The following is a 15470-nucleotide window of genomic DNA, read 5'->3' on the forward strand; positions in this document are numbered from 1 at the left end:
GTGGCGGGGGGCCGAACGCTCGCTTGACCCTTCGTTCACAAGCGCTCGAGGCGGTCTTCGGCGGTGCACCGGTGCTGGTCGCAGTGGGCCAGGCGCCGGGCGCCCGGGCCCGCGCTCCAGGCCGGGGGCAGGGTGCCCGGGGCCGCGCTCCAGGCCGGGGCCGGGTGCCCGGGGCCGCGCTCCGGGCCAGGGGTCGGTCGGTTACTGGTGGCCGGCCGTCTGCTCCCAGATCCAGGCCGCGATGCCCACCCGGTTACGGGCTCCGATCTTGCGCTGGACGTTGGCGAGGTGGTTCTTCACCGTTCCAGGTGAGATGAACAGCCCGGCGCCGATCTCGGCGTTGGTCGCGCCGTCTGCCACCAGCTCGGCGATCTCCCTTTCTCTCGCGGTCAGTTCCTCCGTCGGCCCGGCTGTCGGTTGCGCCGCAGCGGCAGCCGACGTGACGCCCGGCCCGGGCTTCGGCTCCATGCCGGGGATGGCCATGTGGCGCAGGAGCCGTACGGTGATCTGCGGGCTGATCAACGCGTCCCCGGCCATCGCCGCCCGAACCGCCTCGATCAGCAGCACCGGCCCCGAGCGCTTCAGCAGGAACCCCGCCGCTCCGTGCCGCAGTGCCGTGTGCACGTACTCGTCCAGGTCGAAGGTGGTCACCACGATCACCTTGCACTGGTCGGCCAACTGGCGTGTGACCTCCAGCCCGTCGAGCTTCGGCATCCGGATGTCCGCGAGCACCACATCCGGCCGCAGCCGCCTTGCCTCCTGCACGGCTGCGGCACCGTCCGCCGCCTCCGCCACCACCACCATGTCCGGCTGGACGTCCAGGATCATCCGGAACGCACTGCGAACGTCCGCCTGGTCGTCCGCGATCAGGACCCGAACCGGCCCTTTGCCACTACCCATCCCCGTACCTCCCCGTCACCGATCCGCCGGCGATCCGCTGGCGATCCGCTGGCGGCCGCTACGATCCCGCCGGCCCCGCGCCGGCCTCCTCCAGCGGCAGCACCGCCCTCACCTGCCAGGCCTCCCGCTCGTACGGGCCGGCCTCCAGCGAACCACCGAGGGCCTCCACCCTGGCCGCCAGCCCCGGCAGTCCGCTGCCGCCGCCCCGGCGAGACCGCCCCGCCGGGCCCGGTGCCCGACCGTCGTTGGTCACCGTCAGCTCCAGCCGGCCACCGCAGCGGCGGGCCCGGATCTCGACCACGCGCGCGGCCGGAGCGTGCCGCCGGACATTGGTCAGGGACTCGACCACAATCCGGTGGACGGTGCCCTCCACCTCGCGTGGAACCGACTCCTCCGGCAGCTCCAACCGGACTTCGGCGCCGCCGGTCGCGGTGAACCGCTCGGCCACCCCGAGGAGTTCGGCGAGCCCGGGCTGCGGGCCGCGGCCGCCGCCCTCCTCGCTGCGCAGCAGTTGCACGGTCCGGTCCAGCGAGGCCAGCGCCCGCTGCCCGGCCTGCTCTATTCGCTGGAACATCTCGGCCGCCCGGGCCGGATCGATCCCCGCCAGATAGGCCCCCGCCTGGGCCTGGGCGACCATGCCGCTGACGTCGTGCGCCACGAAGTCGTGCAGGTCGTGGGCCAGTTCGAGTCGCTGTGCCCGCCTGGCCTCGGCCACCGCCTTCCTGCGCCCCTCGTCCAGGCCCCGCAGGTAGAGCCCGACCAGCACGGCCGGCAGGGAGAGCATCGACCCGAACCCGAAGAGCGTGAGCGTGTCCGCGGGCCCCTCTACGAACGCGAACCGGGACGGCCAGAGGGCGACCGCTCCGCATGCCGTCCAGGCCGCCGCCGCACACCGCGGGCCGTCCTCGGCGCGCAGGCTGACGACCACGGCCAGCAGCAGGACGGCCAGCTCGGCCAGGCCCGCCAGCCCGGCCCAGCGCTGCCCCTCCGCCCAGCGGCCAAGGAGCCAGACGGCGACCGTGACCACGACCGACGCCGCCCCGAGCGCCAGCGTCACGGCCACCGGCCCGTACCGCCGCCGCGCCGCCCAGGCCGGCGGCACCAGGACCAGGACGATCCCGGACAGGATCTGAGTCATCGTCACCACCTCTCCCCGACTCTTCGACTGCCGTCACACTACGACGCCACCCAGGCGGCGCGCCTGTGCCGATCGGCATATTTCAAAGGCTGGTTGAGCAGGAGGAACAGCCCGATCGGCATCTGCCGCGAACCCCCGCCGGGCCTCCAGTCTTGAGTCATCGCACCGGCCACGGAGGCCGGAGCCGAGAGGAGGCCACCACCGTGTCGAAGCTCGTGATCAATGCCCGCGCCACCACCCACCGGGCCGGCGCCACCGCCCCGGACGTCCCGCCCGCGCCGCGCTGGGCCCGGCTCGCCGCCAAGGCCGCCGTCCTCACCACCGTCCCCTCGGGGCTGTGGCGGATCGCCTTCGGGTTCGGCGCCCCGCTCGGCTTCACCGGCGCGACGGCCGCGGCCTACGCCGAACACCAGCCGGGCTGGGGCACGGTCTACTGCGTGGCCCTGAGCGCCCTGGCCGAGTCGCTGGCCTTCCTGACGCTGGGCCTGGTCCGGCCCTGGGGGCTGGTGGCGCCCCGGTGGCTCCCGCTGATAGGCGGCCGCCGGGTCCGGCCGCTCGCCGCGATCGTCCCGGCGCTGCTGGGCTCGGTGGTGCTCACGTTCCTCGGCATGGAGGGGCTGTTCGGCGGCTGGGCCCACAACCTGGCCGACCCCGACTCGCCGCAGGGCTTCGCCGCCGTCGTGATGACGCTCGCCTACCTGCCCCTGGTCGCCTGGGGCCCGCTGCTCTGCGCGGTCACGCTCGACTACGCCCGCCGGACGCTGCGGCGGCGCCGGTGACGAGGGCGGCCGGTCACACCGGAGTCGGCTCCGGGCTCGGCCCCGTCGCATCGGTCTCGTTCGGGCCCTCGCCCCCGGCCGGGCCGGGCACGGGTTCGGGCGCGGGCGCGGGCGCGGTGCGTCGGCCCCACTCGGTCGCGACCAGCACCAGGGCCCCGCCGAGCAGGGCGAGCGGGCCCATCCGGTTCCCGGCCACGGTGATGCCGAAGACGGCGGCCCACAGCGGCTCGGTGCCGAGCAGCAGGCTGACGCGGGAGGGCGAGGTGGCCCGCACGGCCCACATCTGGACGAAGAAGGCGAACAGGGTGCAGAACAAGGACAGATGCAGCAGCCAGGCCCACTGGTCGGCCCCGTACAAGCGCGCGACCGTCCAGGGCGCGGGCCCCGCCAGGAGCGCGACGACGGCGAACACCCCGGCGGCCACGGCGAGTTGGACCCAGGTGATGGCGAGCATGTCGGTGTCGCGGACGGCCCGGGTGCGGGCCATCGCGAGGACGTACGCGGTCCGGACGAGGGCGGCGCCCAGCACCAGCAGGTCGCCGAGCGCGGGAGGGCGCAGCCCGCCGTCGCCGGTGAGCAGGGCGACGCCGAGGACGGCCAGTCCGGCGGCCGCGAGGAAGGCCTTCGGTGGCGCGGTCCGGCCGAGGGCGCTCTCGCCGAGCGGGGTCAGCACCATCGCGAGGCTGATGATCAGCCCGGCGTTGGTCGCAGAGGTGTGCACGGCTCCGTAGGTCTCCAGCAGGAAGATCCCGCTGAGCACCAGCCCCAGCGCGGCGCCGCCGAACCACTCGGCGCGGCTCAGCCTCCGCAGGGCGCGCCAGGCGACGGCCCCGAGCAGTGGCAGCACCAGCCCGAACCGCAGCACGAGCATCGCCACGACCGTCCCCGGCTCGGCCACCCGCTGGACGGCGAGGAAGCTCGACCCCCACACCACGGCCACGAGCAGGACCGGAAGATCACGAAGGACCGACGAGGACGACCTCTTGGGCAGGTCGGACAAGGAGGCTGGCATGCGAAAGAACCCTCCGAACGGACGGAACCGGCAGGCGCGAGTACCGTACGGCGTCGGACGGACCCAGGAGCCGGGCGAAAGGCCCGGCGGTGGACGGGGTGGAGCACGGAGCAAGGGTGCGCCATCTTCGCGCACCGGGCCGCCGGTGATCAATGCCCTTCGGGGGCGCGGGTGGATCAGACGGCGAGCAGACCGTTCGCCGCGGCGATCGCCTCGATGTCGGCCGGGGTGCCGGACATGATCGCGCGGACGTGTTCGGTGACCAGCTCGGTCGGCCAGTCCCACCAGGCCGCACGGAGAAGGCGCGCGATGTCGGCCTCGTCGAAGCGGCGGCGGATCGGGCGGGCCGGATTGCCGCCGACGACGGTGTACGGCTCGACGTCGGAGGTGACCATCGCTCCGGCCGCGATGATCGCGCCGTCGCCGATCCGGACGCCGGGCAGGACGGTGGCCCCGTGGCCGAACCAGACGTCGTTGCCGATCACGGTGTCGCCCCGGCTGGGCAGGCCCGCGACGATGTCGAGGGTCCGCTCCGTCCAGCTGCCGCCGAACATGGTGAAGGGGAAGGTGGAGACTCCGACGGTCGGATGAGCGGCGCCGGCCATCAGGAACCGGGTGCCGGTGGCGATCGCGCAGTACTTGCCGATCACCAGCCGCTCGGGGCCGTACGCGTAGAGGACATTGCGCTCCTCGAAGCGGGTGGCTCCATCGGGGTCGTCGAAGTAGGTGTACTCGCCGACCTCGATCCGCGGGTCGGTGACGAGCGGGCGCAGAAGGACGACCCGGTCGTGACCGGCGAGCGGGTGGAGGGCGGTGGGGTCGGGAATGGCGGTGGCGGACACGCAGGCTCCTCTCGTAATGCGACACAAGTCGCATTACGATAAGCATCGCATGGCCTCCACCCCACGGCAAGCTTTAACGCGACTGGAGTCGACTTTGACTGAAGCAGCCCACCCCGAGCCGGAGCCCCGCACCCCCACCCCGCGCCCCGGCGGCCGCAGCGCCCGGGTCCGGGCGGAGGTGGTCGCCGCCACGCTCGCCGAGGTGACGGCCAAGGGGTACGACGGCCTCACCGTCGAGGCGGTCGCCACCCGCTCCGGCATCCACAAGGCGACCCTCTACCGGCGCTGGGGCGGGGTCGACGGCCTGGTTGCCGACGCCCTGACCGCCTCCGCCGATCAACCCTGGCCCCTGCCCGACGCCGGAGATCTCCAGGAGGACCTCCGGCGGATCACCCAGGAGGTGTTCAGCGTCTTCACCGACCCGGAGCTCAGCCCCACGCCCACCGCGCTGATCTCCGCGGCCCAGCGCTCGGACGTCGGCGCGGCCGCCCTGCGCGCCTTCTTCGCGGCCCGCCACCGCCAGGCCGCCGAGGTGGCCGAACGGGCCGTCGCCCGGGGCGAACTGCCCGCCGGAACGGATGGCGCCGAGGTGGTCCGGGCCGCCACCGCACCGCTCTACTACCGGCTGTTCGTCTCCGGCGAGCCGCTCGACGCCCGCACCGCCGAGCGGGCCGCCGACGCCGCCGCCCTGGCCGCCCGCGCCGGACTCTTCGCACCCACCACGACCGCCCCGGAGGTGAACTGACGAGCCCTCACGCTTCTGCCGCCCGGGGAACCACGGCCGCCCCACCCCCTACCGCATCCCCGCCCGGCCGTGGATGATGCACCCATGACAACCCCGCCGTCCACCACCCCCCGGAAGGCCCGTCACGTGAACCGCAAGCGCTGGGCGCTGGTCGCCGCCGCCACCGTCCTCCCGCTCGTGGCGAGCACCGGCACCGCCATCGCGGACGCCCCCGTGGCCGCCGCCCCCGCCGCGGGCTGCACCTACACACCGGCCATCCCGGCGGACAACTTCAAGGGCATCCCGGTGTTCGACGCCAAGAAGGCGGCGAAGCCCTACCGCGCGACACTGCGGACCACCCAGGGCCAGATCACCTTCGAGGCCCTGACGGACAAGGCGCCCTGCACCACCTTCTCGTTCCGGTTCCTCGCCGAGCACGACTACTTCGACCGCAGCCACTGCCACCGCCTCACCACCCAGCGGATCTACGTCCTCCAGTGCGGCGACCCGACCGGCACCGGCAGCGGCGGTCCTGGCTACTCGTTCCCGGACGAGAACCTGACCGGCGCCACCTACCCGGCCGGCACCGTGGCCATGGCCAACGCCGGCCCGAACACCAACGGCAGCCAGTTCTTCTTCGTCTGGAAGGACACCAAGCTCTCCCCCGCCTACACCCCGTTCGGCCGGATCACCGCCGGCCTGGACGTCCTCCAGAAGATCGCCGCCGGCGGCGAGGACGACCAGAACAACCCGGGCGACGGCTTCCCCAACCTCCCCGTGAACATCCGCAACGTGAAGATCAGCACCCACTGATCGGCACCCGCCACCCGTCCTGCCGCCCGCCCATGTCCGCCCGCCCCCGCTCCCGTACGGTGGCAGCACCAACGACACCGCATGGGAGCAGGAGCAGCGCCGCATGGACAGCCGGATCTGGGAGAGCGTCGACCACCTGGTCGCATGGCTGGACGAGCAGGGCACGCAGTCGCCCCAGGAAGAACGGCTGCTGCGGATCCTCAAGCTCTCCGAGGAGATCGGCGAGGTCGGCGCGGCGGTGATCGGCGCCACCGGTCAGAACCCGCGCAAGGGCGTCACCCACACCTGGGAGGACGTCCAGCACGAACTCTGCGACGTCGTCTTCTCCGCCCTCGTCGCCCTCCGGACCCTCACCCCCGACGCGGCCCGGGTCTTCGCCGAACGCCTCGCCTACGTCGAACAGCGCTCCGCCGCCTCCCGCCGAACGACGGACGCCGCCCCAGCCCCGGCAGAGACACCCGAAGAGGCGTAGCCGACCGCTCCGTCCGGGGCCGAGCGTCTCCGTGGCAGGAGTCAGGCCTCCGGTCGGAGCGCGGCGAGGAGGCTGCCGCGGTGGGCTTCGGCGCCGCGGTCCACGGGATGCCGGTCCCGAGCCGAACGTCCGGGGCAAACGTCCGGGCGAACGCCCGAACCGAACGCCCGGGACGAACGCCCCGGGCCCCGGGTCAGGCGTTCGGCGCGACCCTGGCGAGGCCGTTGATCACGCGGTCCATCGCGTCGCCGCCCTGCGGGTCGGTGAGGTTGGCGAGCAGCTTGAGGGTGAAGCGCATCAGCATCGGGTGGGTGAGGCCGCGCTGGGTGGCGATCTGCATCACCTTGGGGTTGCCGATGAGCTTCACGAAGGCCCGGCCCAGCGTGTAGTAGCCGCCGTACACGTCCTTGAGGATGCGCGGGTAGGCCTGGAGGGCGCGCTCGCGGCCACCGTCGGTGACCCGGGCGAGGGCCTGCACGATGACCCCGGCGGCGATCTGGCCGGATTCCATCGCGTAGGCGATGCCCTCGCCGTTGAACGGGTTGACCATGCCGCCCGCGTCGCCGACGAGCAGCAGGCCGCGGGTGTAGTGCGGCTGCCGGTTGAAGGCCATCGGCAGCGCGGCGCCGCGGATCGGCTCGGTCATGTTCTCGGGGGTGTAGCCCCACTCCTCCGGCATGCTTGCGCACCAGGCCTTGAGCACCTCGCGCCAGTCCAGCTCGCCGAACGCCGGCGAGGAGTTGAGGATGCCGAGGCCGACGTTGGAGGTGCCGTCGCCCATGCCGAAGACCCAGCCGTACCCGGGCAGCAGCTTGCGGTCACCGTCGCGGGTGTCCCACAGCTCCAGCCAGGACTCCAGGTAGTCGTCGTCGTGGCGCGGCGAGGTGAAGTAGGTGCGGTAGGCGACGCCCATCGGGCGGTCCTCGCGCCGGTGCAGGCCCATGGCGAGCGAGAGCCGGGTGGAGTTGCCGTCGGCGGCGACCACCAGCGGGGCCCGGAAGGTGACCGGCCGCTTCTCGTCGCCGAGCTTGGCGGTAACGCCGACGATCCGGCCGGTGCGCTCGTCCAGGACCGGGCCGCTGACGTTGCAGCGCTCGTAGAGCCGCGCGCCGGCCTTCTCGGCCTGACGGGCCAGCAGCTCGTCGAAGTCGGCGCGCTTGCGGACCAGGCCGTAGTCGGGGAAGGAGGACAGCTCGGGCCAGTCCAGCTCCAGCCGGACGCCGCCGCCGATGATGCGCAGGCCCTTGTTGTGCAGCCAGCCGTTCTCGGTGGAGACGTCGATGCCCATGTCCACCAGCTGCTTGGTGGCACGCGGGGTCAGGCCGTCGCCGCACACCTTCTCGCGCGGGAAGGCGGTCTTCTCCAGCAGCAGCACGTCCAGCCCGGCCTGGGCCAGGTAGTAGGCGGTGGTGGAGCCGGCCGGGCCCGCGCCGACCACGATGACGTCGGCCGTGCTCTCCACGGGGCTGTCCGGCTTCGTCAGATCGGCTGCGGTCTCGGACACGTGGACACACTCCTGGAACTGCGGCTGGGGGACGGCGGCTTTGCCTCCGGCAGTCTAGTTCCGCTCACGCCACCGACTGCGCCCCCGCCCCCGACCACCCGCCGCGAACCAGCCCCGACCACCGGCCGCGAACCGGCCCTGACCACCGGCCGCGAACCAGCCCCGCCCCCGAGCAAGGTGGCCGCCGCGTCCGTCACGTCCGCCGCGTCCACCGCCCGGCTACGCGATCTTGTACGCCCGGTGCAGCGCGACGATCCCGCCGGTCAGGTTCCGCCAGGCGACCTTCGACCAGCCGTTGTCCTGGAGCCTGGCGGCCAGGCCCGGCTGGTCCGGCCAGGCCCGGATGGACTCGGCGAGGTAGACGTACGCGTCCGGGTTGCTGCTGACGGCGGTGGCCACCGGCGGCAGCGCGCGCATCAGGTACTCGGTGTAGACCGTCCGGAACGGCGTCCAGGTCGGGGTGGAGAACTCGCAGATCACCAGCTTGCCGCCGGGCTTGGTGACCCGCAGCATCTCGCGCAGCCCCGCGTCGGTGTCCTGGACGTTGCGCAGCGCGAAGGAGATCGTCACCGAGTCGAAGGTGTCGTCTGCGAACGGCAGCCGGGTGGCGTCGCCGGCGGTGAGCGCCAGCTCGGGGTGGCGGTGCTTGCCCTCGGCGAGCATGCCGACCGAGAAGTCGCAGGGGACGACCTTCGCGCCGGCCTCGACGAAGGGCAGCGAGGAGGTGCCGGTGCCGGCCCCGAGGTCGAGCACGATGTCGCCCGGTCCGGCGTCCACCGCCTCGGCCACCGCCCGGCGCCAGGCGCGGGCCTGGCCCAGGGAGAGCACGTCGTTGGTGCGGTCGTACTTGGCCGCGACGTCGTCGAACATGGCGGCGACTTCGTGCGGCTGCTTGTCCAGAGAGGCTCGGGTCACGCCCCCCATTGTTCACCCTCGCACGGACACCCCGACCAAGGGGGCACGCCGACCCTCGGGGCGCACCTGGAGCACCACCCGCCGGGCCACGCCCACGGGCCCGTCAGCGCCGAGCTCTCCGCCCGTCAACACTGAGCCCGCCGCCCGTCAGTGCCGAGCCCGCCGCCCGTCAGTGCTGAGCGCGCCGCCCGCCCGCGCGGCGCCGCCGGCGGGACCGCTTTCCGTGCGTTATCGCGGGCATCCCGTCCGCCAGCGCCCCGGTCGCCAGGGCGAGGTTGGCGGCCAGCTTCCCCTTCCCGCTGCGGACTGCGAGGGCCTTGTGGTGCCGCCGGATGCGCAGCACGCAGATCAGGAAGAGCACGACTCCCACCGGCACGCTGAACCGGGCCAGGCCCACGCCGACCGGCTGCGGGTAGGTGTCGCCGCAGATCCGGACCGCGCCCGGGTCGTCGGCGGCGTGTTCCAGGCAGACCTTGTCGCCGAGCCTGACGCCGTCCGAGAGCGGAAGCGCGGCCGCGGTGTGCGGTTCGCCGCCGGCCCGGTAGCTGACGGCGCTGTAGGTGCCGCCGCCGGTCGGGAGCTGGGTGACGACCCCCTCGACTCTCACCGGGTGCGCCTCGATCCGGTCGGCCTGGTCGGCCTGACGCCAACCCAGCAGGCACATGCCGACGGCCAGCACGGCGCTGAGCACGGCGGCGAGGTACCAACCACGGCCCAACCGCGGGATGCGCGGCGGGGGAACGGTCGCGGGTCGCATGGTTCCTGTCCTGGCTTGCCGTCGGGGCCGGGGACACGGCCCCGCCGCCCGCGGGCGCGGGCAGTGGTGTGGTGAGGGTACGGAGTGAGCTGTCCGGGATCGTATCCGCTGGCGGGCCCTCAGGTCACGATGAAAGGGCAATCACTCTCCGCAACCAGCACCGGAGTTCGGGTGCACACGAAGGAAGTCCCGTACACCACAAGGGATTCCGGCTACTGGCGGGTACGTCGCGCCCGCCGTGACGGTCGTCTCACCGCCGGCGGTACACCAACCGCCCGCCCAGAACCGTGGCCAGGCACCCGCCCGCCGCCGGTTCGACGGCCGCGGCACCCGCGGCACCCGCGAGGCCCACGGCACTCCCGACACCCGCGACCGCGAACACCGCGAAGTCCGCCCGCCCCCCGGCCGCCACCCGCCCGTACACGGCCTGCGCCAACGGCAGCACCGCCAACGGATCCAGCGGCCCCACGCCCCCACCCGAGGAGCCGGAAGAGCCGGAAGAGCCAGAGGAGCCGGAGGAGCCAGAACCGGAAGATCCGGAGCCAGGCAGCCCCACCACCCCCGACCGCGCCACCGCCGTCCGCACCGAGGCCCGCTCGAAGGGCCCGGCCACCGCCGTCACCCCGTACCCGAGCATCCGCTGCAGCCCCCGCCGCGCGCTGGCCCCGCAGCGCGTCTCGTCCGTGGATCCGGCCAGCCCGTCGGCGACCGGTTCGAGGCCGACCTCCTCCCGCGGATCCGGGTGGTACGCCCGTTCCAGCAGCCAGTGCCCGTACGGATTGCGCAGCCCGGGGGCAAGCACGGCCGCTCCCCAGTCCCGCACCCGCGCTCCCGGGTGCGCGGCCGCCAGCGCCTCGTACGGCCCGACCGCCTCCACCAGCTCGCCACGCACCACCACCGCCCCGTCGGCGATGGACGGGGCGGTGGGATCGGCCGGGTCGGGCAGCAGGAACGCCGCCCGGTGCAGGGTCAGCATGACGGGGTCAGCGCACCGTGGGGAGAGGGGTCAGTTGTCCAGGATCTTCAGCTCGGGGTGCGCGGTGCCGCCCTCGATCGCCGTGGAGGCGATGTGCGAGGCGACCCGCGGGTCGACCGGGTCGTTGGCCGGGTCGTCCAGCACGCGCAGGTGCTCGTAGGTGGTCGAGCGCTGCGCCGGGACGCGGTCGGCGGCCCGGATGAGGTGGATCAGCTCGGTGAGGTTGGAGCGGTGCTTGGCGCCCGCCGCCGAGACGACGTTCTCCTCCAGCATCACGGACCCGAGGTCGTCCGCACCGTAGTGCAGCGACAGCTGGCCGGCCTCCTTGCCGGTGGTGAGCCAGGAGCCCTGGATGTGGGCGACGTTGTCGAGGAACAGGCGGGCGATCGCGATCATCCGCAGGTACTCGAAGACGGTGGCCTGGGTCGAGCCCTTCAGGTGGTTGTTCTGCGGCTGGTAGGTGTACGGGATGAAGGCCCGGAAGCCGCCGGTGCGGTCCTGCACGTCGCGGATCATCCGCAGGTGCTCGATCCGCTCGGCGTTGGTCTCGCCGGTGCCCATCAGCATGGTGGAGGTGGACTCCACGCCGAGGCCGTGGGCGATCTCCATGATCTCCAGCCAGCGCTCGCCGGACTCCTTCAGCGGGGCGATCGCCTTGCGCGGCCGCTCCGGCAGCAGTTCGGCGCCGGCGCCGGCGAAGGAGTCCAGGCCCGCCTTGTGGATCCGGGTGATGGCCTCCTCGACGGAGACGCCCGAGATCCGCGCCATGTGCTCGACCTCGGAGGCACCCAGCGAGTGGATCACCAGCTGCGGGAAGTCGGCCTTGATCGCCGAGAACGCGCGCTCGTAGTACTCCACGCCGTAGTCCGGGTGGTGGCCGCCCTGGAACATGATCTGGGTGCCGCCCAGCTCGACCGTCTCGGCGCAGCGGCGCAGGATCTCGTCGAGCTCGCGGGACCAGCCCTTGTCGCTCTTCGGCGGCACGTAGAAGGCGCAGAACTTGCACGCCGTCACGCAGACGTTGGTGTAGTTGATGTTGCGCTCGATGATGTACGTCGCGATGTGCTCGGTACCCGCGTAGCGACGGCGGCGCACCGCGTCGGCGGCGGAGCCGAGCGCGTGCAGCGGCGCCGAGCGGTAGAGCTCCAGCGCCTCCTCCGGGGTGATCCGGCCGCCGGCGGCGGCCCGGTCGAGCACGGCCTTCAGGTCGGTGCTGGACGCATCGAGGGTGGTCGCTGCGAGCTCGGTCACCTGGCGGCCTTCTCTCTCTCAAGTGCTACTGGGGTACGGCCGAACCAGCCTACGCCAGCACATTCGGCCGCCCACCTCCGCTGTCACTCCCGGCGACGACGCCGGTCACCCCGGCGGCAGGACCCGTCACCCCGGCGACGACGCCGGTCACCCCACCGGCAGGGCCCGTCGCCCCGCGGCAACGCCCGTCACCCCGTCGGCAGGACCGGTCACCCCACCGGCAGGGCCGCCGGCTCCAGCAGCCGCACCGCGACGTCCGGGGCGAACCCGCTGTCGTGCGCGACCCGCCGGGCGAACTCGGAGACGCCGGCCAGCTGCCGCTCGCCGAGCGAGAAGTCGAGCGCCTCGCTGAAGTACCGCTCCAGCACGTCAGCCCCGAAGGACTCCCAGCGGGCGGCCTGCTCGGCCACCTTGGTGGCCTCGACCAGCGACAGGTCGCGGGACTCCAGGAAGGCCCGGTGCACCGCGGCGGTCAGTTCCGGGGCGCGCTCGGCGAACTCGCGCCGCACCGCCCAGACCGCGAAGACGAACGGCAGGCCGGTCCACTCCTTCCACATCTCGCCGAGGTCGTGGACGGTCAGCCCGAGGTCGGCGGCCTGTCCGAGGTAGGCGCGCAGGGCCGGGTCGCCGATCAGGACGGCGGCGTCGGCCTCGGCGAGCATCGCGCTGAGGTCCGGCGGGCAGCTGAAGTAGTCCGGGCGCACGCCCTCGCGCTCCTCCAGGAGCAGCCGGGCGAGCCGCACGGAGGTGCGGCTGGTGGAGCCGAGGGCGACCCTGCGGCCGTCGAGGTCGGCGAGCGGCACCTTGCTCACGATCAGGCAGGACATCACCGGGCCGTCGCTGCCGACCGCGATGTCCGGCAGGACCAGCAGGTCGTCCGCGTTGCGCAGGTACTCCACGCAGGTGATGGGGCCGATGTCGAGGGCGCCGCCGACGAGCTGGTCGCTCAGCTTCTCGGGGGTGTCCTTGGTGAGGTCCAGGTCGAGCAGGTTGCCGGTCCTGGCGAGCCCCCAGTAGAGGGGTACGCAGTTCAGGAACTGGATGTGGCCGACCCGGGGCCTGACCGGGGTGTCCGGGGTGTTCTGTCGGGGCTCCCGCGTCCGCGCGTCCGGGGTTCGTGCTTCCGGTGCTGCCACTGCGCCGCTCCCTTGCTGTTCGTGCCTCCCCGCAGCGTATGCCTGCTGTTCGCGGCGGCCCGCACCGGCCACCCGACACGCCCTCACGCGCCTCCGGCACGCCTTTCCGCGACCGCTCCCGCCCTTACGACACGCGCCTTCCACGCCGCAAGTGACCTCTGGTCGTCACAGCGGCCGCATGCTAGCGTTGCCCTCAGTTGCAGTTTGATTCCCCTTGCAGTACTTGAAGCCTGCGGAGCATGTAACCGCAGGCTTTTTGTAGTTTTTCAGCAATATCGAAAAATTTCGGACACGTCCGGAGGCAGGGCGATCAGCGCAGCGGACCGGGTGTCACACGGTGTGGCCCCCGACACGCATCGCAAGGAGAACGGCATGGCTCAGGGAACCGTCAAGTGGTTCAACGCTGAGAAGGGCTTCGGCTTCATCGCCCAGGAGGGCGGCGGCCCCGACGTCTTCGTTCACTACTCCGCCATCAACGCGAACGGCTTCCGCTCGCTGGAGGAGAACCAGCAGGTCACCTTCGACGTCACCCAGGGCCCGAAGGGCCCGCAGGCGGAGAACGTCAGCGCTGTCTGACCATCCTCTGATGATCTGATCGCTCGGGACCCGAACGGGTCCGTCGGCGGCTCCCGACAGTCGCCACCGTGAGCACAAGAGCAGTACCCAAGGGGGCCCGCCCATCCGGCGGGCCCCCTGCCTTTTCGAAAGCCGCGAACCGGACGGAAGTTCGGGTGCGGAACGAAGGAATGCGGAAAGGGCCCTCTCCCGTCACCGGGAGAGGGCCCTTTCCGTCGCGGATCGAACACCCCCTCTGACGTCCGATCGGACATCCGACCTCCGGCCGAGCGGCCGGGCCGGAAGGCCGGACGGGCCTCAGGCCGCGACCGGGGCCGCCTCGCCCTGACCTGCGGCGACGGCCGGCTTCGCGTCCTCCTCGTACAGGTCCCCGGAGGGGTTGTTGTACGCGGCGACGTCCAGGATCCGCTCCCGGGCGGCGACCACGATCGGCACGACGACCTGGCCGGCGACGTTGGTCGCGGTGCGCATCATGTCCAGGATCGGGTCGATGGCGAGCAGCAGGCCGACGCCCTCCAGCGGCAGGCCCAGGGTGGACAGGGTCAGCGTCAGCATGATGATCGCGCCGGTGAGGCCCGCGGTGGCGGCCGAGCCGACCACCGAGACGAAGGCGATCAGGATGTAGTCCTTGATGCCCAGCTCGACGTTGAAGACCTGGGCGACGAAGATCGCGGCGACGGCCGGGTAGATCGAGGCGCAGCCGTCCATCTTGGTGGTGGCGCCGAACGGCACCGAGAAGGACGCGTACTCGCTCGGGACGCCGAGGCGCTCGGTGACGCGGCGGGTGACCGGCAGGGTGCCGACCGAGGAGCGGGAGACGAAGGCCAGCTGGATCGCGGGCCAGGCGCCCTTGAAGAAGTGCACCGGGTTGAGCCCGGCGGCGAAGCGCAGCACCAGCGAGTAGACGACGAACAGCACCAGGGCGCAGCCGAGGTAGATGTCCAGGGTGAGCGTGGCGAAGGGCTTCAGCAGGTCCCAGCCGTACTTCGCGACGGACTTGCCGATCAGGCCGAGGGTGCCGAGCGGGGAGAGCCGGATGACCCACCACAGCGCGGTCTGGGTCAGCTCCAGCACGGACTCGCTGAGCTTGAGGACCGGCTCGGCCTTGGCGCCGAGCTTGATGATCGCCGCGCCGACCACGACCGCCAGGAAGACGATCTGGAGGACGTTCACCTTGGCGAAGGAGTCGACGATGTTGGTCGGGAAGATCCCGGTCAGGAAGTCGACCCAGGTGCCCTTGGAGTCGAGCGCCTTGAGGCCCTCGGTCTTCAGGTTGGTGCCCTCGCCCGGGTTGGTCAGCAGGCCCAGGCCGATGCCGATGCCGACCGCGATCAGCGAGGTGATCATGAACCAGAGCAGCGTACGGGTGGCCAGGCGGGCCGCGTTGGTCACATTGCGCAGGTTGGCGACGCTCACCACGATCGCGGTGAACACCAGCGGCGGGACGGCCAGCTTGAGCAGCTGGACGAAGATCTTGCCGATGGTCTCCAGAGTGGTGGCCAGCCAGGAGATGTCGGCGGCGCGGGCCAGGTAGCCGAGGCCGACGCCGAGCACGAGGCCGGCGACGATCTGCACCCAGAAGGGCGTCTTGCGGATGCGGGCGAGCACGGACGGCGACGTGGTCGCCTCGGGCGCTGTGGACATGGGGGAGCGTCTCCGGGGAGGGCGTTGCTGA

Annotated in this window: 16 protein-coding genes; 5 read left to right on the forward strand and 11 right to left on the reverse strand. The window is 72.5% G+C overall.

Features of this window, described 5'->3' with window-relative positions:
• Window positions 1-201: 201 nt before the first annotated feature.
• Entirely contained in the window at window positions 202-900 is a 699-nt protein-coding gene (locus ACGF13_RS32900) for a response regulator (RefSeq protein ID WP_392882296.1), read from the reverse strand.
• A gap of 58 nt (window positions 901-958) precedes the next feature.
• Window positions 959-2038, reverse strand: a complete 1080-nt coding sequence (locus ACGF13_RS32905; RefSeq protein ID WP_392882298.1) for a sensor histidine kinase — start codon at window positions 2036-2038, stop codon at window positions 959-961.
• A gap of 203 nt (window positions 2039-2241) precedes the next feature.
• Between ACGF13_RS32905 and ACGF13_RS32910 the strand changes: the two genes are divergently transcribed.
• Window positions 2242-2817, forward strand: a complete 576-nt coding sequence (locus ACGF13_RS32910) for a hypothetical protein (protein ID WP_392882300.1) — start codon at window positions 2242-2244, stop codon at window positions 2815-2817.
• Between the two features lie 13 nt (window positions 2818-2830).
• On the opposite strand, the gene ACGF13_RS32915 is transcribed toward ACGF13_RS32910, so the two are convergent.
• Complete coding sequence (locus ACGF13_RS32915) at window positions 2831-3829, reverse strand: DMT family transporter (protein ID WP_392882302.1); 999 nt, start codon at window positions 3827-3829, stop codon at window positions 2831-2833.
• 176 nt (window positions 3830-4005) lie between these two features.
• Window positions 4006-4671 (reverse strand): CatB-related O-acetyltransferase, encoded by a 666-nt coding sequence (locus tag ACGF13_RS32920; protein ID WP_392882305.1) that lies wholly within the window; start codon window positions 4669-4671, stop codon window positions 4006-4008.
• Window positions 4672-4765: 94 nt separating this feature from the next.
• On the opposite strand from ACGF13_RS32920, the gene ACGF13_RS32925 reads away from it, so the two are divergent.
• The 3 genes from ACGF13_RS32925 to ACGF13_RS32935 all read left to right on the forward strand — a co-directional run bounded on the left by ACGF13_RS32925 (window position 4766) and on the right by ACGF13_RS32935 (window position 6680).
• The gene (locus ACGF13_RS32925; RefSeq protein ID WP_392882308.1) at window positions 4766-5416 is read left to right on the forward strand and encodes a TetR/AcrR family transcriptional regulator; all 651 of its coding nucleotides are present in this window, start codon (window positions 4766-4768) and stop codon (window positions 5414-5416) included.
• An 84-nt stretch (window positions 5417-5500) separates the two neighbouring features.
• On the forward strand, window positions 5501-6208 hold the full coding sequence (locus ACGF13_RS32930; protein ID WP_392882310.1) for a peptidylprolyl isomerase: 708 nt from the start codon (window positions 5501-5503) through the stop codon (window positions 6206-6208).
• 103 nt (window positions 6209-6311) lie between these two features.
• Window positions 6312-6680, forward strand: a complete 369-nt coding sequence (locus ACGF13_RS32935) for a MazG-like family protein (RefSeq protein WP_392882312.1) — start codon at window positions 6312-6314, stop codon at window positions 6678-6680.
• A 193-nt stretch (window positions 6681-6873) separates the two neighbouring features.
• Here the strand turns inward: ACGF13_RS32935 and ACGF13_RS32940 are convergent, their stop codons facing one another.
• The 6 genes from ACGF13_RS32940 to ACGF13_RS32965 form a co-directional block, all read right to left on the reverse strand.
• Entirely contained in the window at window positions 6874-8184 is a 1311-nt protein-coding gene (locus ACGF13_RS32940; protein ID WP_392882315.1) for a geranylgeranyl reductase family protein, read from the reverse strand.
• Between the two features lie 219 nt (window positions 8185-8403).
• Window positions 8404-9099, reverse strand: a complete 696-nt coding sequence (locus ACGF13_RS32945) for a demethylmenaquinone methyltransferase (protein ID WP_392882316.1) — start codon at window positions 9097-9099, stop codon at window positions 8404-8406.
• Window positions 9100-9268: 169 nt separating this feature from the next.
• Entirely contained in the window at window positions 9269-9856 is a 588-nt protein-coding gene (locus ACGF13_RS32950; RefSeq protein ID WP_392882318.1) for a hypothetical protein, read from the reverse strand.
• Window positions 9857-10106: 250 nt separating this feature from the next.
• Window positions 10107-10832, reverse strand: a complete 726-nt coding sequence (locus ACGF13_RS32955) for a hypothetical protein (RefSeq protein WP_392882319.1) — start codon at window positions 10830-10832, stop codon at window positions 10107-10109.
• Between the two features lie 30 nt (window positions 10833-10862).
• Window positions 10863-12083 (reverse strand): cyclic dehypoxanthinyl futalosine synthase, encoded by a 1221-nt coding sequence (gene mqnC / locus ACGF13_RS32960; RefSeq protein WP_049651178.1) that lies wholly within the window; start codon window positions 12081-12083, stop codon window positions 10863-10865.
• 209 nt (window positions 12084-12292) lie between these two features.
• The gene (locus ACGF13_RS32965; protein ID WP_392882321.1) at window positions 12293-13219 is read right to left on the reverse strand and encodes a menaquinone biosynthetic enzyme MqnA/MqnD family protein; all 927 of its coding nucleotides are present in this window, start codon (window positions 13217-13219) and stop codon (window positions 12293-12295) included.
• Between the two features lie 372 nt (window positions 13220-13591).
• Here ACGF13_RS32965 and ACGF13_RS32970 point away from each other — a divergent pair, with 372 nt between their 5' ends.
• Entirely contained in the window at window positions 13592-13795 is a 204-nt protein-coding gene (locus ACGF13_RS32970; protein ID WP_316526772.1) for a cold-shock protein, read from the forward strand.
• A gap of 297 nt (window positions 13796-14092) precedes the next feature.
• On the opposite strand, the gene ACGF13_RS32975 is transcribed toward ACGF13_RS32970, so the two are convergent.
• Window positions 14093-15439: a dicarboxylate/amino acid:cation symporter gene (locus ACGF13_RS32975; RefSeq protein ID WP_392882324.1), complete on the reverse strand. Its 1347-nt coding sequence runs from the start codon at window positions 15437-15439 to the stop codon at window positions 14093-14095.
• Window positions 15440-15470 lie beyond the last annotated feature (31 nt).

It is taken from the genome of Kitasatospora sp. NPDC048286 (assembly GCF_043201735.1).
Classification (GTDB): Bacteria; Actinomycetota; Actinomycetes; order Streptomycetales; family Streptomycetaceae; genus Kitasatospora.

Coding starts and splice junctions, on each gene's coding strand:
- ACGF13_RS32905 (WP_392882298.1), bottom strand. CDS start 2,038: ATGACTCAGATCCTGTCCGGGATCGTCCTGGTCCTGGTGCCGCCGGCC.
- ACGF13_RS32975 (WP_392882324.1), bottom strand. CDS start 15,439: ATGTCCACAGCGCCCGAGGCGACCACGTCGCCGTCCGTGCTCGCCCGC.
- ACGF13_RS32950 (WP_392882318.1), bottom strand. CDS start 9,856: ATGCGACCCGCGACCGTTCCCCCGCCGCGCATCCCGCGGTTGGGCCGT.
- ACGF13_RS32970 (WP_316526772.1), top strand. CDS start 13,592: ATGGCTCAGGGAACCGTCAAGTGGTTCAACGCTGAGAAGGGCTTCGGC.
- ACGF13_RS32930 (WP_392882310.1), top strand. CDS start 5,501: ATGACAACCCCGCCGTCCACCACCCCCCGGAAGGCCCGTCACGTGAAC.
- ACGF13_RS32915 (WP_392882302.1), bottom strand. CDS start 3,829: ATGCCAGCCTCCTTGTCCGACCTGCCCAAGAGGTCGTCCTCGTCGGTC.
- ACGF13_RS32935 (WP_392882312.1), top strand. CDS start 6,312: ATGGACAGCCGGATCTGGGAGAGCGTCGACCACCTGGTCGCATGGCTG.
- ACGF13_RS32900 (WP_392882296.1), bottom strand. CDS start 900: ATGGGTAGTGGCAAAGGGCCGGTTCGGGTCCTGATCGCGGACGACCAG.
- ACGF13_RS32955 (WP_392882319.1), bottom strand. CDS start 10,832: ATGCTGACCCTGCACCGGGCGGCGTTCCTGCTGCCCGACCCGGCCGAT.